Raw genomic sequence first — 22,185 nt, forward strand, 5'->3', positions numbered from 1 at the left:
ATGGGGCAGATGCTAAGGCGCTCCAAAACCATTTTAAGAACAAACAATCACACAGCACTATTTGATAAGGGATACCATACGGGAAGCGAATTGAAAACAGCTTTCGACCTGAGAATTGACACACTTGTCGCCATCCCGGGAATTGGCAGGGCCTCACAAGCTCCAGATCCAGAATACAACTCCGAACATTTTGTGTATAATGAGCAAAACGACACATATACCTGTCCGCAGGGAAATCCACTGAAGAGCAACGGAAGCACATACAAAGGGCGTAATTACCGCTTCAAGCAGTATAAGACAAATAAGTGCAAGAATTGCCCGGCAAGGGCGCTGTGCACTACTTCCAAAATAAATGGAAAGGTCATTCAACGAAGTGAGTTCACCCAATATATAGAACAGAATGCCAAACGGGTCCTAGAAAATCCCCAAGCTTATAAAAGACGGCAAGCAATTGTGGAACATCCTTATGGCACAATGAAAAGACAATGGGGCTGTGACCATATAATCACCAAACAAACCAAACTACGAGCTAGCGCAGATGTTGGCTTTATCTTTATAGCATATAATCTCACGAGAATTTGGAACATAATAAAACAAGACAATACGACGGGCTTTGACATGATTGAGACACTAGAAACCGCCATAAACCTATTTTTAGCCTGTATAGCAACATTTGCCAATCACAATAGGAAAATTAAAATGGCACTCGCGGTTTAAAACAAAATCTGTAATTTGTTTCTACTAACAAAAATCAAGGCAGGTTATTAGACGGACTGACGTTAGCTGTAATGCGAAAACCGAAAATTTGAGAAATCTATTTTTAATCATATTGACAATGAACATATTTAATCTTTTCGGACAAAATTAACTGCAAAATGACCCATATTGGGAATTTGACCAATCTAAACACTTTAGACCAAGCTTGGACAAAGGAGAGTTTTTCAAATTGACTGGATTTGACTTTGGTTGGTATGTTCTCGAACCGATTTCTGAGTATATAAAGGATAGAAAAGGTGAATTAAAAAAAGGAAAAACATTGTCTTATGGACAAAAAGCACTCTATTATTGGTGGTATGTAGATGCACAAGTTAATAATGGTGGATTTACGCAATTTTATTACAATGACTATGGAAAGTATGTACCGACAATCATAAAAGGATTAAAACATATTGGTGACGATAAAATGGCAGAACTTGTAAACAGGTCTTACGAACTCTACCTCAAGGAAAACAAAAAAATTAAAGACGCAAGAAAAGGTGGATTACAAGCTTTTAGCAATCTATATAAAGAAATAGAAGATTTTGATGAATTAGATGATGAATATTATGAACTCAATGAGCAGACTATGAAAATCATTGAGAAATATATTCGTAACAATTCAAATGAAATTTGCCGTGATGAAGATGGAAATGAATTTGACCTAAACTATTCGGGTGAGCTTAAAACTTACCACCCAAATAAAAGTATTAAGGAAATTATTCCACTTGAAAATGGAACTATATCAGGCACTTTTAGAAGTTACTTCGAAAATGGACAACTGAAAGACGAAATCCATTATTTAAATGGAGAGCAAACAGGCAAGAGAACAGAATATTATGAAAATGGGAGCAATAAATTTTCAATAACAAAATCTCAAAACCCAAAAGGAAACTTACACTCTCATTATTATGAAAACGGAAATCTAAAATCGACTGAAATTTATGTTCCCCAGAATGATAGAGATGGTAAATGGATACAATATTATCCTAATGGTCAAATGAAAAGTGAAACTGAATTTATAAACAAAGAGTTTTTTGTGCAAAATTGCTGGAAAGAAGATGGAAGTCAAATAATGAAAGATGGAACAGGTCTTTATATTAATGAATACTCAATTTTTGATGGAGTAACTGACAGAAACGAACAAGAGTATAAAAATCACAAGCGTCACGGAAAACAATATTCTTACAGTAATGATAGACTGACTTTATATCAAGAAATGTCGGAAGGAAAAGAGCACGGAGTTACTAAAACTTATGATGATGAAGGAAATCTCAAGGAAGAAATAATCTATGAGAATGGGATTGAAAAATCGAAAAAAAAATATAAATAAGAATAAAACACTACAGCTAATAACTAAGTATTCGGCTCGCCGATAGGCCAGAGCTGAATACTGTGTTGACGAATCCGGTTGATTTGCCGTCTATGGGTAAAACGATGAATTTAAAGAAGGATGGCTGGAGTTTGCGCTGTTATTGACAAGGTCAGAAGGTATGAAGCTCAATTATTTTCTAACGCCATGAGTGCTTTTTAGTGGTTTAAATTTTCAATAGCTGGTTTTCATCGTTTAATTTTAAAGTTAAGGCATAGTAGAGCCAGTCCGCATGTGCAGAATAATTTTCAGTTGCTCCCATTCAATTTCCTGTCTTTCAGTAAAACCCGCCAATTCTCTGGAGGCCCACGATCGTTGAACAATAGTATCGTATGCAATCTCCCTTTTTTACAGACAGGACATCGGCGATGCAAGAGTGGTTCTTTTGTTCTGACAGGTTCCCTCTTTACAGTGGCCAGTTCAGCTTGTAGTTTTGGCAACTTAAAATAGGCAACCAATTAGGATCCAAAAGCCTCACGGTTTGGTTGGCTGATGGGTCTAGTTTTCCTGGACAGAATAATTTTCAAACGGCATTGAGCCACACAGAAGACAGTCTCAAGAAAATTTATCAAGGACTTCCTGATGATTGGAAATTGCTGATTGAATACAAACCTTACGAACCTAATTTCTACAGTACTGTCATACAAGATTGGGGCACCTCGTTTATGTTGGCCAATGCTTGTGGAGAAAAAGCCTACTCTTTGGTTGATTTGGGCCATCATTTACCCAACAGCAATATTGAACAAATAGTTTCGGTTTTGATGCTAAAAGGAAAATTAGGAGGATTTCATTTCAACGATAGTAAATATGGCGATGACGATGTAACTGTAGGTAGTATCAAGCCTTATGCGTTATTTTTAATTTTCAATGAGTTGGTCTATGGCATGCAGAACAATCCGCAAAATCCAGATTTGGCCTGGATGATTGATGCCAGCCACAATATCAAAGATCCGCTTGAGGATTTGATTCAATCACTGGAAGCCATTCAAGAAGCTTACGCCAAAGCCTTGCTCATTGATCAAACGGAGTTGAAAAATGCGCAACTTAACAATGATGTGGTCAAGTGCCAAGAAATTTTACAAGATGCCTTTAGAACAGATGTAAGACCTCTTTTAGAAAGTGCAAGATTAGCAAGTGGAGGGGCTTTGAGCCCAATACAATCCTATCGTAAATTGAATGTTAGAAATGAATTGATAAAAGAAAGAGGCAAGCATAATGTTGCTACAGGTCTGTAAGAATTCTTAAAGATGAAACAAAAAGTAACAGCAGTTTTCGATATCGGAAAAACAAATAAAAAATTCTTTCTTTTTGATGAAGCCTATCAACAGGTTCATAAAGAATATATAAAATTTGACGAAATATCTGATGAAGACGGATATCCAACAGAAGATCTTGCTTCCTTACAAAAATGGTTAAAGCAGGTGTTTAATAGAATTCTTGCAACCGAGGCCTATGAAATTAAAGCCATCAACTTTTCTACCTATGGCGCCAGTTTTGTTCATTTGGATGAAAACGGAAATCCGTTAACCCCACTCTACAATTACACCAAACAAATTGATCAACATATCATTGATGGATTTTTAGAAAAATATGGTCCAAGGGAAGAATTTCTCAACACAACAGGGTGTGCAGATTTGAGTTTGTTGAATTCCGGTCTGCAATTGTATTGGATCAAACACGGCAAACCTGAAATTTACAAGAATATCAAGTATTCATTGCATTTACCACAATATTTGAGTTATGTGTTTATTGGAATCCCTTTAAGTGAATACACAAGTATTGGATGCCATACAGGACTTTGGAATTACGAAATTAAGGACTATTACGACTGGGTTTATGAAGAAGGCATCCATAAAATTTTACCGCCCATTGTATCTACGGAAACCAGCGTGAATATGAATTACAATGGCAAACGCATTAAAATAGGCGTTGGCATTCATGATAGTTCTGCAGCATTGCTGTCTTATGTAAGAAGCGTCAAAAAGAAATTTGTATTGGTTTCTACGGGTACTTGGAGCATTGCTTTCAATCCGTTTGATGACGATGCCATATCCAAGGACCTAGAAGATAAGGAAGCCATAAATTATATGCGTATCAATGGAAAACCCGTAAAAGCAACCCGTTTGTTTTTAGGCAATGAATATAAAATCCAAGTACAGAAACTTGACAAGCATTTTGATGTGAGTGAGGACTACCATCGCTCCATAAAATTTGATTATGATACCTATTTTGAAATCATAAAGGACTTTCAGCATTATTTCAAATGGGAAAGTATCACAGATCCAGATATGCCTTCAGAAACCAAAATTCCATTTGACGAATTTGAACATGCTTACCATCAATTAATGACAGAATTAGTGCTTTTGCAAATTAAAAGTATTAAAAAAGTCATTGGAGACGATGAGATAAAACGGCTTTATGTAGATGGTGGTTTTAGTGATAATGAAGTGTACATCAAATTGCTCTCGCATTATTTTAGAGATAAGAAATTGAGAACTACAGACTCTTCCTTAGGCTCCGCTCTTGGAGCAGCCATCGCTATTTCTGATTCCAAATTGAATTCCAAATTCTTAAAGAATAATTATTCGCTCAAAAAACACGTTCCCTTCATCGTAAAATAAAAGAAAAAAATGGCATTAGATTTTAACACAAAATACCCTTCCATAGACGACTTAAGAAACAGAGCCATGCAACGCATCCCAAGATTCGCCTTTGAATATTTAGATGGTGGCTGTAATGACGATGTCAATATTGTGCGAAACACTTCGGAATTAAGAGACGTACAATTAAAGCCGAATTATTTGAGAAGTCATCATGGATCAAGTATGAAAACGAAGTTGTTCGGTATTGAATATGATGCGCCTGTTGGGGTTGCACCTGTGGGATTGCAAGGATTGATTTGGCCAAATGCAGCAGAAATACTGGCAAAATCGGCTTTTGAACACAATATTCCTTTTATTTTAAGTACCGTCACAACAACCAATATTGAGCGCGCCAGTGAACTTACTGAAGGCAAGGCCTGGTTTCAACTGTATCATCCTACAGAAGACAGATTGCGAGATGATATTATTAATAGGGCGGCAGCAGCACAATGTCCTGTATTGGTTATTTTGTGCGATGTGCCATCCTTCGGCTATCGCCCAAGAGACATTAGAAACGGCTTGGCTATGCCTCCAAAAATGTCTTTGAGCAACATTTTGCAAGTCATGGGGAAACCAAATTGGGCAATACAGACCTTAAAGCACGGTCAGCCAGGTTTTGCAAATTTATTGCCTTATATGCCCAAGGGGTTAGATTTGAAACAGTTGGGTAAATTCATGGACCAGACGTTTTCTGGTCGGTTAAATGCCGACAAGATAAAGCCTATTCGCGATATGTGGAAAGGGAAGCTAGTGCTCAAAGGAGTCGCCAATGAGGTTGACGTGGAAGAAGCCATTAGATTAGGGATTGATGGCGTAATTGTCTCCAATCATGGTGGCCGGCAATTAGATGCCGGTGAATCTAGCATCAGGCCATTAGAACGAATTGCAAAAAAATACGGCGACCAAATAGAGGTTATGATGGACAGTGGTTTGCGTTCAGGACCAGACATTGCCAGAGCCATGGCCAGTGGTGCTAAGTTTACATTTATGGGTCGTAGTTTTATGTATGGCGTTGCGGCTCTAGGAGCCAAAGGTGGAGACCACACCATTTCTATTATTAAGACACAACTGCAACAAGTAATGGATCAATTGTGTTGTGAACGAGTAGAAGATTTCCCAAATCATTTAATAACCAAATAAAGAACATAATGAGCCAATACAATATTGAGGAAGAAATCGAAGAAATCGCAGGTGGTGAATTCGAAAGAATTCCTGTTCCCCAGTCAAAATTGAAAAGCTGGAAAAGTTTTTTGGGTATGTACGCCGGAGAACATGCTGCTGGAACAGAGTTTATGATTGGTCCTTTGTTTTTAACGGCCGGTGTAAGTGCGTTCGATTTAATAATAGGATTGCTTCTGGGAAATTTATTGGCTGTATTAAGCTGGCGTTTTTTAACTGCTGAAATTGCCATCAAAAATAAACTGACCTTGTATTTTCAACTGGAAAAAATATGCGGCAAAAAATTAGTCACGTTTTATAACCTCGCAAATGGGGTTTTGTTCTGTTTTTTGGCAGGTGCGATGATTACGGTTTCTGCAACCGCTGTAGGAATTCCATTTGACATGGAAATGCCAAAACTTACAGATACTATGCCTAACGGCGCCACTTGGGAAATCATTGTGATTGTTATTGGTGCCGTTATTTCTTTGATTGCTTCAAGAGGGTACGATACGGTTTCTAAAGCAGCCAACTGGATGTCGCCTGCAATTGTACTGGCCTTCTTAGCCTGTGGGATTGTTGCTTTGAATCAATTGGGCGTTGCCAGTTTTTCCGATTTTTGGAATATCTGGGGAGAAGGTTCAGAACCATTTCCTGGACAGATAAAGTTCACATTTTGGCACGTGGTTATTTGGTCTTGGTTTGCCAATGCAGCAATGCACGTTGGGATGTCCGATTTATCGGTATTTCGTTTTGCCAAAAAAGCAAGTTCGGGATGGACCACAGCTGCGGGAATGTATGTTGGCCATTACATGGCTTGGATAGCTGCTGCTTTATTGTATGCTGTTTATTTGAAGTCACCAGAAGCTTTAAACTTTTTAGCAAATGGCGAAGCGCCTCCGGTGGCTCCAGGGCCTTTGGCAAATAATGCCATAGGTGTATTCGGGATCATAGCGGTGGTTTTAGCCGGTTGGACAACGGCTAATCCTACAATCTATAGAGCAGGATTGGCGTTTCAGGCCATCATTCCTAAGGCATCAACCTTTTGGGTGACGATTCTCGCAGGTTCCATTGCAACTATTGCAGGATTATTTCCTGCCTTTGCAATGCAGCTTTTAGGCTTTGTCGCACTTTACGGATTCATATTAGCTCCTTTTGGTGCTATAATTGTTTTTGAGCATTTCTTCCACAAAAAATATGGAATCATTAAAAATTATGCCGAAGTAGCAAACATCAAATTCAACAAAGCAGTGATATTCGCTTGGGCAATTAGCTTTGGCTTATTTTACTTTATATCAATTCAATTTGATGTCTTTTTATCTTTTGTTACGCTTCCTTCTTGGTTGCTTTGCGGTGTATTGTTTTTGGTGTTTAGCAAGTATTTTCAGAATAAGAACAGCAAATAACTTTAGATTTAATTGTACAAGAACTTAAAATCCTCTTAGACCTTGAGCTTGAGTGGTTATGTGTCTAGACGAATGGTTTTGTCCAATCACATTGAAATCAATAAGAATGCAGAATATAAACTTTGCTTATGCATTAGATGAATTTAAAAACAATTGCCTAATTGTTCTAAAACCTATTTTATTATAAGGGTACGTAGATGATTTTGAGGGTAGGAGTCTCCTAAAGCTTCTTATCGACTTTAAAATGATCACGATCATCATTTGATGAATATTAAATCTGCTAGATTCCGATTTCTGATAAGATTTGAAAGTCATAAAACACCACTTGACAACTGTTCTCATCCCGTACCACCATTAACTTTCCTCCGTAAATATCTATGATTTAAAATTAGTGGACTGCATAACCGGTCGCCCACTCCCTTTTGTAAGTCCTTTCCTAATTTCAAATCATAGGATGACGATATCGGAAAGGTAACAGCGATGGCGCTATGGGAAGTAAATCAATAGAGTTGAGCGACCCATTCTTCGATTCCAGGATGCAAGACAAGTTTAAATGAGCATTTGTTTTCACTTTTTTATTTTTCGGAAAAGGAAAACGCTCAGGATATAATAAGTATATCAATGAAAAAAATAAATGTTCTCAATTTGATGAATTTTAGTGTTTAAAGTAAAATAACGTTATTCATTTTTCGGTTTTTGTTGATGAGAGTGAACTTCTTTTAAATAGATACGGGAAATTCGGTTCTTTGAAAATGGCAATGTGCTTTTAAGCAGATTGTATGAAATTTTTGTTCCGCTGGGCGGAACGAAAAGGAATAGCAAGAGGGTAACACGCTGCGCGATGTTGAGTATTCCTTTTCTTTTATAAAATACTGACAATCAATTACTTGAAAAATTTACAGTTTTTTGTGTTTCAGCCATTTGCGACAAATGCCCTTGAAACGCCCAACTTTACGGATGGATTTGCGACAAATTAGCAAAACTATGGACTTGTTTACCGGAATTAGATTTAAAAAGGGAGCTGCAAAACGTTTCAGGAATTTTTTTGAAATATTTCAAGATACGTACGGAATCGATGGATTCAATTATCGATTTTTTTCGAATAAAAAGATATATCCATAAAAGAAGGAGTGGGGCCACCAGAAAGACCAATTAGAACCAATTTAAGGAAACAAATGTATACGATCATAACAATTATCAAGACCATAGAGCAAACTCAGGCCATAGCTAAATTTGAGAGATTGTGATCAAAACATCAAATGAAAACAAAATGTATCAATTGCTATGATAGCCGTTGTACTTGGTCCTTTGCGGGTTTTTAAGCATTTTTAATACTTAATAATTCGACCGAAACAAACTTATCAATTAAACCTGTAAAAGTTCTGTGAGGAATCTCTGAAGTGCCTTAAAATAGATATATGAGTTTGTGTTCAAGTCATAAGAAGATTTAAATAAAAATAAAAAAATGAAAAACAGGCCTGCCCTTTTTTTTAGTAATGTTTCTTTTGTTTGGTATTGTTTATTAATAGATACCAGTGCTTGTCCACTCATGGGATGGTAGTGGTACAGTACTAGTCCATATTTGGGACGGTAGTGTCCCATAACATGTCCTATAATGGGATGGTATTTGTTCAATACTAGTCCATATTTGGGACTGTGATTTTAATATAAAACGATATTAAAACTAATCAAACAGGTTTAAATTTAATCGACGGCATAACCTAATTTTTTTGTGTTAGATCCTTATTATTTTTCTTTTCAGTTGCCATTTTTTTCTGTAAAATCTTCATATCTTCATTAACCTTTCTATCGATAATCTTGGCATAATGTTGTGTGGTACGTAAGTTTTTATGTCCTAACAACTTCCCAACGGTTTCTATAGGCACGCCATTTGAGAGCGTGACTGTAGTTGCGAAGGTGTGTCGCGCCAAATGAGTGGTTAGGTTTTTCTTAATACCACAAACTTCTGCGATTTCTTTAAGATAGGCATTGGATTTCTGATTACTTAATACGGGTATCAAACAGTCGCCATTGATGACTTTAGGGTGCTTTTTATATTTTTCCAGAATAGCTAGCGCTGGTGGAAGTAGGGGAATACCCAATTTCGATTTGGTCTTGGTCCTGTTAGCTTGGATACGGAGTGCCCCATCAATTTCCATCACGATGTTATTATCAGTTAGCTTTTGGATGTCGATATAGGAAAGCCCTGTATAACAACAAAACACAAACATGTCCCTCACGACAGAAAGGCGTGATCCCTTGATTTCTTTATTGATTAGTTCGTCTATCTCCTCTTGTGAGAGATAGTCTCGTTCTACTGTTTTAAATTTGATTTTATAATTGTAAAACGGATCTTTGGTAATCCACTCATTGCCCACTGCAATACGGATGATCTTTTTGAAATTATTGACATACTTAAGTGCAGAGTTGTGATTGCAAACTTTGATTTCTTTCAGGAAATACTCAAAACCGCGAATAAACTTGAGATTCACATCTCTTATAGGAATGTCCTGCATATTATAAGATGTTTTGAGGTACTCCGAAATATGATTTCTGGTGGTAAAATACCGCTTGTAAGTACCGAGTGCGAACTCAATATCGATAAGTTTTTTCATCTGCTTATTGTGCTCGTTAAATATCTCAAGCAGCATTTTCGGTTTGTCCTTTTTGCCGATGTACAGGTCTTTAATATCTTGTGCTGTAAAAGGATCACCTTTATCAAAAAGTTTGTTCTGAATGCGATAAACCTTATGCCTAACATTGGTCATCAAATTGCTAATCTCACCTACTTCAGTACCTTTTCCTCTTAACTTATTCATTCGTGAATCCCATTTTTCGGGGTCAATCTTTCTGTGCATACTGATAGTTGTACGTCTGCCATTTGCTGTAATCCTTAGATATAGGCCAGCTTTTCCATTTTTATCTTTACGCTCATCTTTGAGGTAAAAAAGAGTTGAGAATGTGTTTTTCATAAAATAGGTGTCGATTAATACCTGATAAAGTTGGGTAAAACCATCGAACGCAATTTTATATTTAACATAAAATCAAATAATTACAGCTAAATCGACACCCATTTTTGGTTTCAAAAATAGGTGTCGAATAGGTGTCTTTTAATCTCCTATTACTTGCTATCAAATAATCTCAATAAAAATGAAAAACCCTGTAAATCATGTGTTTACAGGGTTTTTGTTGTCAATTAATAGTCATTCAGTGGAGTCGGAGGGATTCGAACCCTCGTCCAAACAAGCTATTGAAGAGCTTTCTTCACGTTTAGTCTTTCATTGGGTTTTCGATTGCAGGCTGGCAAAAGACAACCTACCTGCAACTTAGCTCCTTGATCTCGACAGCACATCGAAGCGCTATGCTGCCTTAGTCAATTTTTTCGATGCCTCAAATAGAACGCCATTAACCAAGGCTTTCCGGAGACATTTAGCTTTCCTACCTAGTAGGAACTAGCTTAATCTTACTGTAATTCAGATTATGCAGCTAAAGCGTAGTTATTCTCGCCGATTAAAAAGTTGACCTAGCCTTTTACGTGTCTCAAAGTCATTACACGACGTGCTTACCATCCAATGAGTCTCGCTGTCAAAACCAGTCGACCCCATATTCCTGCGATTGCAGAAACCTTATGATTTGAAAGATAATGTTCATTCTTTGGGCGTTACCAATCCCGATAACTATCGGGAGGTCGGGCTTTCGCAACTCGCTTTTTTTTGATGAAATATCAAAAAAAGAGCTCAAACAAATTGCTCAATCCCTAACGCAAATCCTCAAAACATCATATTTCAAATAACAAGAACAACAAATCTACTAAAAAGAACAGCGCAAAAGCCATCCCGAGATGATTTTATATTTTCATTAAGAACGTTTTTTCAGTAATTAAAGGTAAATTTAGGCAGTCTCAGTCTCAATATGTATTATGATAGCGAACTACAACCCACGAACAATTGAACAACAAGCAACTCAACAACTTCACAACAAACAACTTCACGATATATGATAAAAAAAGGAACAGAAGTCACCTGGAAATGGGGCAGTGGCACAGCCAAAGGCAAAGTTCAGCAAACCTATACTGAAAAAGTGACCAAAACCATCAAGGGCACCGAGGTCACCAGAAATGGCGAAAAAAACGATAAAGCACTCTACATCCAACAGGAAGATGGCGATTATGTGCTCAAGAGTGAAAGCGAGGTAAAACCTGCCGACTGATTTTTTGGGGCTAAAAAATTTAGCTTGTAAATCCGTTTTATTCAGCTTATTTTCGTAAAAAATTAGCTCCGTTTTCATTAAATAGTCTTCTGTAAAAGGTTAGAGATTCGTGAATTCGTGGCCAAAACCCCGTAAAATGAAATTCGCCATCATCAAAGAACGTAAGAACCCACCCGACCGTCGTGTCGTATTTTCTCCTGAAAAATTGGCAGAGGCCCAGTTGCAATTCCCAAATGCGGTGTTTCAGGTCGAGGCTTCCAATATTCGCGTGTTTCCTGATGCTGCCTATGAGGAAAAGGGGTTTGAGGTGCTTGAGGATGTTTCAGATTGTGATGTAATGATTGGTGTGAAAGAAGTGCCCATTGAGGCGCTTGTTCCAAATAAAACATATTTTTTCTTTTCACATACCATTAAAAAACAACCCTATAATCGAGCGCTGCTAAAAGCCATTTTAGAAAAGAATATCGAATTGTACGACCATGAGACCATTGTTGCTAAAAACAATGCCAGACTCATAGGCTTCGGTCGCTATGCCGGTTTGGTAGGCGCTTACAACGGGTTTCGGGCTTTGGGACTGCGTGATGGTTTGTTCACACTGCCTAAAGTGGAAACGCTGGCCGATTTGAATGCGCTAAAGCAGGAACTCGATAAAATAAAGCTGCCCAACTTGAAAATCCTACTTTCTGGCACCGGCAAAGTGGCGCACGGTGCCAAGGAAATCCTCGACTACCTAAATATTATTGAAGTGAATGATGCCCTATATCTCACTTCAGAATTTACTGAACCTGTGTATTGCATGGTCGATGTGATGGAATACAACAAACGTAAGGATGGAACCGTGGGTGATAAGTACGAATTCTACGCCGATCCTACAGGCTACGAAAGTAACTTTATGCCTTATGCCAAGGTTAGTGATTTTTTTATTGCTGGTCACTTTTTTGGCAATGCGGCTCCCTATCTTTTTACACGGGATGATGCCAAACACCCCGATTTCAAAATCAATCTCATTGCCGATATTTCCTGCGATATCGATGGCCCGGTAGCCAGCACCATTAGAGCCTCAACCATTGCAGCTCCTTTTTACGGTTATGATCCTCAAAGTGAAAAAGAAGTGCCTTTTGATGCGAAAAATGCCATTACCGTCATGGCAGTGGATAATTTGCCTTGCGAGTTGCCTAAGGACGCCAGTGAAGGTTTTGGAGATTCGTTTGTGGATGAAGTGCTTCCCGCATTTTTCAATAAGGATAATGATGGCATTTTAAAACGCGCCAGAATCACCAAAAATGGCAAACTGACCAAGCGTTTCAAATATTTGCAGAACTTTGTGGATGGGAAGGAGTAGTAAAATGATCAATGTCTAGGTCTTTGCATATAGCCACTGGATGTGTTATTCCTTAACAAACGTATTACCTGTCAAGACTTCTACATAATTTGTGTTAGCTTCAATTTCTGAATCTGTAAACCATGCCTCCCTCAATTCTTTTTTGGAGAAAAGTTCTAGTTGATCACCAAAGTGTGGAGAGTCTTTTTGGGTTGCATTACCATAACTTAGTAAGACTTTTGCTCTAGGTGTTTCGCCAAATTCAATGACGCCTACCCAAGAATCCCCGCCCCCTACATATGCATGTGTAGCATCAACACGCCCTGGCCAAGCTACTCTAAAGGTTCCTAGGGCACCATCCATTCCATTTGCTGGTAAATCCTTATCTCCATATGTGATGCGGTAATAATCGCCCCACGCAACATCGAGTTTGCCAAATCCAGCTTCAATTTCGTTCGCTGCATTTTCTAATGATGAGACAGCGTTTTTTGGGTCGGAAATACCATCTGGTGTGGTGCCTGGAGAATCAAAACTCCAAGCTTGAGCATAATTGCCGTCTTTCCTTAAATTAAATTTTCTTGCCCAATTATAAAAAAGCAAGGTTCCTCGACTATCATTATCTGCCTCCCTGTCCCAAGCATTCAATACCTTCATGGCCACTTTGGCTCTATCTGAATTAGAGTTTTCAACGGCAATTTGCAAATCGTCAAGAATTCTGTCAGCAAATTCCAAATGAGTGGAAAGCTTATAATCAACCAATTCATCAAAGGTTATGGAGTTGTCCTCCATCAGCATTCTGGCAGCCCTTTGCGATCTATAAGACATATAAATGGGCGCCATATAAGACGGAAAATCACTTGGTTTTAGAATCATTGGTAGCGTGCTGGTCCATGGAGGATCATTCGAATTTTGTAACCATCCCGTCTCTGGATTCTTCACTTTTGGTAAGTCAGAATAGGAGTGGACTTCGGTCCACAGATCGGCGGACTTTCCGCCAGGGATAAATCGGTTCCAATACTTCCAATCTCCAGAACTCCGTTTAGGAACCAGCCCGTTAAAAAGATAGAATATATTGCCCGCATCATCTGCGTACATCACATTCCAAAAAGGAATCTGAGCCATTTTAAGGGCTGTTTCAAATTCATCAAAAGTTGCAGCATTGATCATTTTCCACCATTGTAAGGCCATATCCGGTCTGTCCATTCCCACCATTCTTATGGCCAACACCTTGTCTTCCGATTTCTTAACCACAGGTCCATATCTTGTTTTCATAATAGGGATGTCCTGTTCGATCAATGTCCCATCTTCTTGTTTGATCTTAATGGTCTTGCTTGACACTTCAAAATCATTTCTTTCACCATCAATCAAATAGCCACCATCTTTCAAATCTAATTCATAGGTATCGGCATTATCAATGGTATTGTCTGTATGGCTCCAACCAAGATGGTCATTAAATCCGATCGCAATGCCCGGCAATCCCACAAGATTGGCGCCGTACATATTCTTTCCATTTAAATTGAAATGAGTTTCAAAGAACAAAAATTCCCCAAACCATGGTAGATGAGGGTTTTGTACCAACATTGCATTGCCAGAGGCTGACTTGGATGGGCCTATGGCATAAGCGTTTGATCCCATGTCTGGCCATTCTTGAACACGACCCAAATCTCCACCCCCTATAAATCTTGTGAAAACGATGTACATGCTATGCATCTTGGCATCTTTGGATGTAAGGGGAAGTAATTTTTTATTTGCCTCCTCAATTGCCTCTGGGTGCGCATCTGCGTAGGCATTGAGCCCTCGCACGAAGGAATCGTAGATTTTTTTGGTAGTGGGGTCTTGGGTTTTTTCCCACGTATCGGCCAATTCCGAAAAGCCCAATGTATGAATCAACATGTCATCCATCAACTTGTCCTTGCCCCAATACTCTGCTCCTCGTCCTCTAGAAACGCCGAAAAGCTCTATGATGTGATTTGCATGATTATGCATTTCTGCCCAACCTTGTGCAAAAAACAAATCTTCCAAATTGTCCGATTTTATGTGTGGTACACCCCAAGTATCCCAGATAATAGTCGTAGAGGGATTATTTTGGCTAAAACCATTTAAAATTAGGCTCAAAATAAGTAGCGAAGAAATGAATAAATTTTTCATATGATATTGAATTACAGACCACTTAAAGGTAAGATAAATTTTCAATTGAAATCTATATAGAAATCGCTGTTTTCCTCGAATGATTTGAATTTACCTTACGGGTTTTTCCCGTACCGATTTTTAGGATAGACTTATTGCTGAAAAGTGAATACAACTTTTAGATAAAAACTGCTTAATGAAAGGGTGAATAACAGCGCTTTCTAGAAATATTAAGCCTTAGTCTTTTTCGTTGGAATCCTCGCTTATGGTAAAGGTTTTTAGCGTCCAATACAGCATTGCCAAAAAAGAAGCGAAAGTCAAGGTAAACATCCATGCTTCGATATTGGGCTGAAACAGGATATGACCAACATCCAAAAGTATATCGAAGGGATGATTCAAGATTTCCCATGAGTTATAGCGCAAGAACCTACCTAAATAAATGCCGAAAGCAGTGAGGAGAATGATGAAAACCAGAATGACTTTAGTGAATTTAGGATTGAAGAAGCGTTTTAGGGATTGTTCCATATCATAAAGTGATAAAAAGTATAGTGCCAGCCCATTGGTTGCGAATGATAAGATCACAAGCACATCCAACCACATCAAATACCGATCACTGTTTTGAAGGTGCAGTAAATCGGTAACGATGTAAGGTGCATTGGGTAAAAATAGCAACTAAACCAAAAACACCACTAAAAAGTAAAGTTTATACGGTTTTTTGCCGCTGGCCAAGGCCGTGGTGATTGCAAAGGGAATGAGTGCCAAAAATAGATTCCAAACCAAAAACAAGAAATGGAACGATTGATTGAGTTTCATGCGAATCATAAGCAATAGCATGCTCAATGCCATCGCAGCAAAGAGTATGGAGAGGATTTTGAATCGGTTGAAAATAAGAATTTTGAGTGGTTCCATGAGAAGTTAAATTGATCTAAATTAGAGCTGATTTTTCCGAAGCTTCGCAGCTAAAGTCTTGTCGGTTTTATAATGAAGCTGCTTTTTGCAGTAACTCCTGTCTATTGAATAAATGCTTAGGACGCCCAAAGTATAGGCGATAAGATCCAATGCACTAAAGGTGCTTCCCGAAACGATTGCTGCGAATTTATTTTGTCTAAGTTGCAGCAGGTCCAAAAGCTTGAAAAGCTGTGAAACTTCCACTGTAAAAGCAAGTATCAAAACGAAAATGGCGAGATACATTGGGCGCAGCTGCATAAAGCTTCGGAAAAAACAATACAGCACAACAACCACCAAATAATCGCCAAACGAATGCCGTATAAATCCTGTTTTGAGAAATAAGGCAAGGCACACTTCCGTAGCAAATAATAGCAAGGTCGCAGTGAAATAGTAGGGATTGAATTTCAGTTTCATTGTTTTTTCAAGTTCTTCTGCTGGCAATCGGCATCAATTTCATCTTCAAGTTCAATTTCAAGTTCAAGTTCAAGTTCATCGTCATTCAATCTCTACGTTCTCCCCCAAAAATTTGGGTTCCACATCAAATAAAATATCGATGGATGCTTTTGCGCGCGCCAAATATTCGCGAAGTTGTACTTTGAGACCACCTTTGCCACTAACATCCCTTGCATTAAAGCCAACGGCCTTGATGTTGTAATTTTGAGCCAGGTAGATGGCGCGCTGGTTATGGAATTTCTGTGAAATGATGGTCACTTCATCTTGACCAAATACCGCTTTGACTCTAACCACAGAATCCAAAGTTCTAAATCCAGCAAAATCGAGAAAGATCTTGGCTTCTGGGATGCCTTTTTCAATCAAATCCTTTTTGAAGGTGTTGGGCTCATCGTAATATTTACTGCCGTTGTCGCCGCTAATCAAAACGAATTCTATTTTGCCAGCCTGATACAATTTTACGGTGGCTTCAATGCGGTATGTGTAAAAAAGATTGATATTGCCACCAGAAACATATTTTGAAGTGCCCAAAACCATCCCTACTTTATTGGTTGGGATCAAGTCCAGATCATCATACACATGGCCACTGGCTTTGAATGCCACCCAATAATTGGTCGTTATCACACCCAATAGGACGAAAACCACTGCCAAAAGTAAAAGTTTGAGTTTTTTCATAAGCTGTATTGCAGGCGATTAATGTTTTAAAGTTGAATACCCATAAAATATAGGCATTATTGCGACAGAAATTACAGTTTTCAGGATTCTTTAAGATTTCGATCAGGTACTGTTTTCCATGCGCGGGGTTTGATTTGATTTTAAAATTGCTGAATGGGTTGTATGTTTAAGTTGGGTCAATTGAATTTGTTGCCGTTTTGAGAAAAAAGCAGCTCTCAAATCCTTCAGTTTTAACTGAAGCAGCTTTTTGTAATCCAGTTGATGAAATGGATTGGCGTTTTTGCCCAATTTATAAGATGCGATATAATAGGCCCAATAGTCGGGTAAAATCACAGTGCCCAAAATAATGGCACCATATAAGTAGGGGCTGCGTTTTCCGTTACCAAAACACAACCACTGCAAGGCAATTTCATCGGCTACCTGCGTGCCAAAACCAGTGAGCGTGTGGTAAGCGTCGTGACGTTCTACCTTGGCAATGAGCTCGAAATCGTGCTTATCTAAAAATAAACCAAGATGCCTTCCGAAGGAATCTTTAGGGTAGCGCAACAAATCGGTTCTGCTAATTCCCCACGAAGCGTGATGCTTGAATAAACCCGTATAGCCATTTTGGGAATGCTTAAACAGCCATTCAATGAATTGTTCACGTAGGGCTTTCATGGTTGTTCTTCTTTTGCAAACCAAACCCAAGATTGGCAGGTGCTAATAAATGCTGAACTGAAAAAAGCAATTGCCAATATACTGAAGGAGTTATCGATGATGGCAAGCACACAAATCCCAAAGACCACAATAGCGTAATAGGGGAAATAGGCCTTAAAAATGCGCTTCTTGTTGAAAGACTCACGTTCCGTTAGCCAAAAAATAGGACAAATACTCACAATGACACTGCTGGCGACGCAAATGAATATCGGGATAAAAGACAGCAGTACAAAAGGCATGAAGGTTATTTGAAGCACTTTGCTGCCCAAGATGCCCCAAAACACAGCACTTGCCAAGAGCGTAGATTTACCCAGATTGCTTGATAGGTTCATTTGAAAACGGAATTTGACTCGGTTTTGAGTAGGTCTAAACTAAAATTATCATAATTAAGTTCCTGCCAGTTGCGTTGCTGCAACTCCTGGATGTAATACTGGTATTTTTTTTCGATGGCGCGTTTTTGGGTTTCAGAAATAGCAACACTATCCTTCAAGTCATAAAGTAAAATGGCGTTTCGATTGGATAATTTTATAAGATAGTCCATATCAAAATCCTGAGCCTGGGTCAAGTTGTATTGGGTTATCCTGCGGTCCCAATTCACTCCACTCAGCAGCAATAGGGTCATAAAAGCGACTTGTGTATTGCTCCGAAATAAAAAGGCGAGATTTTTTAGGTTGAGAACTTTCAAAAACGTGGTCAACAGCCCGATCAAGGTCATAAAAATATAAACGTACACCCCAATGCGTTTATAGGTCAAACCAAAAGCGCCAATGTAATTCTGGTTTTTAATCGCGATCAATACAATGAGCGCCACATTGAGGGAAATCCAAAGAAAACTGAGGTTTTTAAGGATGCGATTGTGAGCATAAAAATTGAGATTGCCTCTAAAAAAATAGAGGATGATGATAATCGCAATGATGATGGATGCAATGAGCGTATTGATGCCATTGTGTACTTGAATAGAGAGTTCTGAAGCTTTTGAGACAATCATCGCGTTTATGGAAATGATGTCGGTTAGGATGTAAACAAGGAGTAACAGGTTTAAAAGTCCCAATAAAGTCGTGCCCAATTGCTGTTCTTTTTTAAGGCTTGCTTCGGAAAAATTAGCAGTTTCCAAGAGGTTGTTCGATACGCTCAAATCGGCTGAAGTTGCTGGCTCCACTAAAACAGGTTGGGCGATGTTGCTGAAGAGATAATAGCCCATGAGCGTGAATAGCAACCATTGCAAATTGATAAAATCGAAGTTGATGCGGGCGATAAGCCCCTCAAACACGGGATTGCCCTGTCGGTAGAGCAGCACAAATAAGATGATAAACACAATAGGAATACCTATCAATTTGGCAAGTTGAGGCAGGTCTGCCTTCTGTTTCCAATTTGAGGCTTTGGAGGCTTCTTGGCGGTCGATATTTCTATGGAAAAACCCGGCGATGCTTGTGTAAAGTCCGTTGAGCCATTTGAGGTAAATGGAAGATTGGGATTCTGAAACCGCGCCAACCAAGCTCACGAACATGAGCAGATTGGCCATGACAGATAGCGATGAACGATGAACAAATACCAAAACAGCACTGAGCAGATAGGCAACACTGTGGAGCAAAACACCTCTGTCGCGAAATTTTTTGAGGTTGTAAAATAGCAGAAGCACGAGCGCCAACACTGCAAATAACGCAAGGTTGAGCCCAACGGACTGCCCGTAAAATAGAAGGCTGAATAGGACAGCGGCGATAAGAATGACAATTTGTTTCATAGTGTAAAGTTTAAAGTACTTTGAAATTCAAAGTAAAATGATAAAAAAAAAGTGTATTAAATTGGATGCCGATTTTTGAGAGTAAAGGGTTCAAGATGTTGTTCGTTTGATACTTAATGCTGTCTGCATGTTTTAGCTAGTTTTTAGTTCTATCAATAAATTATTACAGCCTCTCAGCGAGTTGATGCGCGTCTTGGTTCTTGATTCCTTCAGCGCATCGCCTGCCGGTTTGCAGGGCTTTGATTCTATATCATGCATTATTGATTATTGATTAATTTTTCAAGGGCTTCAATGTGTTTGTTGAATTCTGCTCTTCCCAATGTTGTGGTGGCGTAGCGGGTGTTGGGTTTTCTACCTATAAATTGTTTCTCCACCCAAATGTAGTCTGCTTTTTCCAAAGCTTTGGTATGGCTGGCCAAATTCCCATCGGTCGCAGCCAAAAGTTCCTTGAGCATGTTGAAATCGGCATATTCATTGACCATCAACACAGACATGATGCCCAATCGAATGCGATGGTCAAAGACTTTATTGATGTTATTGATGATGCTCATGCTGAGAGTTTAAGGTTTTTTGGTTCAAAGTTCAAAGTTCAAAGTTCAAGATTCCAAATTCTAGAGTCCAGAACCATGACTGGCAGGCGGGACGCTAATATTTTTTTAATTTTTCAATATTTCCGTTTTTGGCATTTGCTGCTTTGCTTTTGGATTTTTAATTTTCCTACTTCCTACTTCCTACTTCCTACTTCCTACTTCCTACTTCCTACTTCCTACTTCCTATTTCCTAATTCGGTCATACTTAAAATGCATAATCGTCCCGTAAACAATATGGCAAACGCCAAAGCCCAGCGCCCAAAAGAACAAACCGTAGCCCAGAAAGTAAACGGATAGAAGTCCGATGACAATCATCGTAATGCCCAAATAACGAATATAGCCCAAAGTATATTTGCTGGCATTCACGCAAGCGAGCCCGTAAAACACCAAGGTCATTGGTGCCACAAAGGCAAAGATGTTCTTTTCCAATAAAAACATTATAAAAAATCCGCCTGTTGCCAAAGGTATGAGGAAATTGATCAATAAACGTTTGGAAGTCGCGTCCCAAAGGGATTCATTTTGCTTTTTAGCTTTGGCATAACTTAGAACGATACCTGTAATGAGAGATAGGAGTACCACAGCAAATGCTACGACAATAATCTCAATCATGTGTTTCTGAGTAAGTATTATGGTTCTGTACCCGTCTGCACTTATGATATTGTTTGCATAGATGATATGATATCCTAAAAACGCCCCAATAAGTGCGTAAATGCCTGCCATGATTCCTGAAAGTCCACTCAGGGACAAAAACCGTGACGATTTGTGCATCATGCTTTTGATGTCGCTGATGTCCTGAAGATAGTTTTTAGATTCCATATTAAAGTACTTTGAATTACAAAGTAAAATCATTTTTTGCAGACGTGCAAGTGAATTTTGATTTATTTGAAAAAAAGAGAAAAGAAGATAGAGAAGAGAGAAATGAGAGGGTAGAGGGTAGAGGGTAGAGGGTGGTTTCAGTCGCAGTCGTGACTATTTTTGAATTAACGATTAACGATTAACGATTGACGATTGAAGATTTTTGATTTTCTAAAATAGCGAACATCGAACATCGAACATCGAACATTGAATATCGAATGACGAATGTTGAATAATGAAGTTGGCTTCAGAGATTGAATCGTATTTTCACTTAACAACTTAACAACTTAACAAACTTCTAATATCGAACACCGAATGACGAATGTTGAATAATAAAGTTGGCTTTTGAGATTGAATTGTATTTTCACTTAACAACTTAACAACTTAACAACTTAACAACTTAACAACTTAACAACTTAACAAACTTCTAACTTCTAACTTCTAATATCGAATATCTAATATCAAACACCGAATGACCAATGTTGAATAATGAAGTTGGCTTCAGAGATTGAATCGTATTTTCACTTAACAACTTAACAAACTTCTAACTTCTAACTTCTAACTTCTAATATCGAATATCTAATATCAAACACCGAATGACGAATGTTGAATAATGAAGTTGGCTTCAGAGATTGAATCGTATTTTCACTTAACAACTTAACAAACTTCTAATATCTAATATCGAACACCGAATGACCAATGTTGAATAATAAAGTTGGCTTTTGAGATTGAATCGTATTTTTTACTACCCACTACCCACTACCCACTACCAACTACCTACAACCCACAACTCCACAAAAACCTACAACCCACTACCCACTACCTACAACTCCACAACAACCAACTAATCCGCCAAATACATCCCCAAAAACACGGCTAGAAAACCGAGCACAAAGCTGGCGATGGTGTAAATGGCAAAACTCATAAAATCGCCAGATTTCAAAAACACGTGATTCTCGTAAGCAAAGGTTGAGAAAGTGGTAAAACCACCACAAAAGCCAGTGGCCAAAAGTAAGGTTTGATTGGAGCTGAGCGCATCATTCTTTGCAGCCATACCCAAAATGATCCCAATTAACAAACTCCCCAAAATGTTGGCGGCAAAAGTGCCATAGGGAATTCCGGTATTGGGATTGTTGAGAAATTTCCCGATAAGGAAACGCAACACGCTGCCAATACCACCACCTACAAAAACGAGTAGTAGCTGTTTCATTGGTGTATTTTAATTGGTTTTGAAAAACG

The 22,185-nt window shown here is 38.5% G+C and carries 19 protein-coding genes, 1 other RNA gene and 2 pseudogenes; 8 read left to right on the forward strand and 14 right to left on the reverse strand.

The window, feature by feature from the left end; translation table 11 throughout:
- Positions 1–717, forward strand: a 717-nt coding sequence (locus ESY88_RS15485) for a transposase (RefSeq protein WP_223270849.1), incomplete at its 5' end; no start/stop codon positions are given.
- A gap of 205 nt (positions 718–922) precedes the next feature.
- Entirely contained in the window at positions 923–2,089 is a 1,167-nt protein-coding gene (locus tag ESY88_RS15490; RefSeq protein WP_147088570.1) for a DMP19 family protein, read from the forward strand.
- A 287-nt stretch (positions 2,090–2,376) separates the two neighbouring features.
- Here the strand turns inward: ESY88_RS15490 and ESY88_RS21985 are convergent.
- A pseudogene (locus tag ESY88_RS21985) lies at positions 2,377–2,571 on the reverse strand (IS91 family transposase); the annotation flags it as partial.
- Here ESY88_RS21985 and ESY88_RS15500 point away from each other — a divergent pair.
- The 4 genes and pseudogenes from ESY88_RS15500 to ESY88_RS15515 all read left to right on the forward strand — a co-directional run.
- A pseudogene (locus tag ESY88_RS15500) lies at positions 2,569–3,363 on the forward strand (sugar isomerase); the annotation flags it as partial. The pseudogenes ESY88_RS21985 and ESY88_RS15500 overlap by 3 nt on opposite strands.
- 12 nt (positions 3,364–3,375) lie before the next feature.
- Positions 3,376–4,749: an FGGY-family carbohydrate kinase gene (locus ESY88_RS15505; protein WP_147088280.1), complete on the forward strand. Its 1,374-nt coding sequence runs from the start codon at positions 3,376–3,378 to the stop codon at positions 4,747–4,749.
- Between the two features lie 9 nt (positions 4,750–4,758).
- Positions 4,759–5,910 (forward strand): alpha-hydroxy acid oxidase, encoded by a 1,152-nt coding sequence (locus ESY88_RS15510; RefSeq protein ID WP_147088281.1) that lies wholly within the window; start codon positions 4,759–4,761, stop codon positions 5,908–5,910.
- Between the two features lie 8 nt (positions 5,911–5,918).
- Positions 5,919–7,334, forward strand: coding sequence for a purine-cytosine permease family protein (locus tag ESY88_RS15515; protein ID WP_147088282.1), 1,416 nt, complete (start codon positions 5,919–5,921; stop codon positions 7,332–7,334).
- A gap of 1,721 nt (positions 7,335–9,055) precedes the next feature.
- Here the strand turns inward: ESY88_RS15515 and ESY88_RS15520 are convergent.
- Together ESY88_RS15520 and ssrA are read right to left on the reverse strand one after the other, a co-directional pair.
- On the reverse strand, positions 9,056–10,306 hold the full coding sequence (locus tag ESY88_RS15520; protein ID WP_147088283.1) for a site-specific integrase: 1,251 nt from the start codon (positions 10,304–10,306) through the stop codon (positions 9,056–9,058).
- A 236-nt stretch (positions 10,307–10,542) separates the two neighbouring features.
- Positions 10,543–10,937, reverse strand: a transfer-messenger RNA (tmRNA) gene (gene ssrA / locus ESY88_RS15525).
- A 393-nt stretch (positions 10,938–11,330) separates the two neighbouring features.
- On the opposite strand from ssrA, the gene ESY88_RS15535 reads away from it, so the two are divergent.
- Both ESY88_RS15535 and ESY88_RS15540 read left to right on the forward strand, forming a co-directional pair.
- On the forward strand, positions 11,331–11,543 hold the full coding sequence (locus tag ESY88_RS15535; RefSeq protein WP_147088284.1) for a hypervirulence associated TUDOR domain-containing protein: 213 nt from the start codon (positions 11,331–11,333) through the stop codon (positions 11,541–11,543).
- A 136-nt stretch (positions 11,544–11,679) separates the two neighbouring features.
- Positions 11,680–12,885: an NAD(P)-dependent oxidoreductase gene (locus ESY88_RS15540; protein ID WP_147088285.1), complete on the forward strand. Its 1,206-nt coding sequence runs from the start codon at positions 11,680–11,682 to the stop codon at positions 12,883–12,885.
- A 45-nt stretch (positions 12,886–12,930) separates the two neighbouring features.
- Here the strand turns inward: ESY88_RS15540 and ESY88_RS15545 are convergent, their stop codons facing one another.
- The 11 genes from ESY88_RS15545 to crcB form a co-directional block, all read right to left on the reverse strand.
- Complete coding sequence (locus ESY88_RS15545; protein WP_147088286.1) at positions 12,931–15,012, reverse strand: acylase; 2,082 nt, start codon at positions 15,010–15,012, stop codon at positions 12,931–12,933.
- 216 nt (positions 15,013–15,228) lie between these two features.
- A complete protein-coding gene (locus tag ESY88_RS15550) occupies positions 15,229–15,663 on the reverse strand; it encodes a DUF1361 domain-containing protein (protein WP_147088287.1) in 435 nt (144 codons plus the stop codon).
- On the reverse strand, positions 15,664–15,900 hold the full coding sequence (locus ESY88_RS15555) for a hypothetical protein (protein WP_147088288.1): 237 nt from the start codon (positions 15,898–15,900) through the stop codon (positions 15,664–15,666).
- Positions 15,901–15,921: 21 nt separating this feature from the next.
- Positions 15,922–16,353, reverse strand: a complete 432-nt coding sequence (locus ESY88_RS15560; protein WP_147088298.1) for a ribosomal maturation YjgA family protein — start codon at positions 16,351–16,353, stop codon at positions 15,922–15,924.
- Positions 16,354–16,434: 81 nt separating this feature from the next.
- Positions 16,435–17,064 carry a SanA/YdcF family protein gene (locus ESY88_RS15565; protein ID WP_147088289.1) on the reverse strand — a complete coding sequence of 210 codons (630 nt, stop codon included), beginning with the start codon at positions 17,062–17,064 and terminating at the stop codon, positions 16,435–16,437.
- A gap of 102 nt (positions 17,065–17,166) precedes the next feature.
- On the reverse strand, positions 17,167–17,721 hold the full coding sequence (locus tag ESY88_RS15570; protein WP_147088290.1) for a Coq4 family protein: 555 nt from the start codon (positions 17,719–17,721) through the stop codon (positions 17,167–17,169).
- Positions 17,718–18,092, reverse strand: a complete 375-nt coding sequence (locus tag ESY88_RS15575) for a hypothetical protein (protein ID WP_147088291.1) — start codon at positions 18,090–18,092, stop codon at positions 17,718–17,720. Before ESY88_RS15575 ends, ESY88_RS15570 begins: the two co-directional genes overlap by 4 nt.
- Complete coding sequence (locus ESY88_RS15580) at positions 18,089–19,501, reverse strand: DUF4153 domain-containing protein (RefSeq protein WP_147088292.1); 1,413 nt, start codon at positions 19,499–19,501, stop codon at positions 18,089–18,091. The genes ESY88_RS15575 and ESY88_RS15580 overlap by 4 nt, the downstream gene beginning before the upstream one ends.
- Positions 19,502–19,758: 257 nt before the next feature.
- Positions 19,759–20,052, reverse strand: coding sequence for a winged helix-turn-helix domain-containing protein (locus ESY88_RS15585; protein ID WP_147088293.1), 294 nt, complete (start codon positions 20,050–20,052; stop codon positions 19,759–19,761).
- 222 nt (positions 20,053–20,274) lie between these two features.
- Positions 20,275–20,907, reverse strand: coding sequence for a hypothetical protein (locus tag ESY88_RS15590; protein WP_147088294.1), 633 nt, complete (start codon positions 20,905–20,907; stop codon positions 20,275–20,277).
- A gap of 883 nt (positions 20,908–21,790) precedes the next feature.
- Positions 21,791–22,156, reverse strand: coding sequence for a fluoride efflux transporter CrcB (gene crcB / locus ESY88_RS15595; protein WP_147088295.1), 366 nt, complete (start codon positions 22,154–22,156; stop codon positions 21,791–21,793).
- Positions 22,157–22,185 lie beyond the last annotated feature (29 nt).

The sequence above is a fragment of the Subsaximicrobium wynnwilliamsii genome (genome assembly GCF_007997225.1).
Taxonomy (GTDB): Bacteria; Bacteroidota; Bacteroidia; order Flavobacteriales; family Flavobacteriaceae; genus Psychroserpens; species Psychroserpens wynnwilliamsii.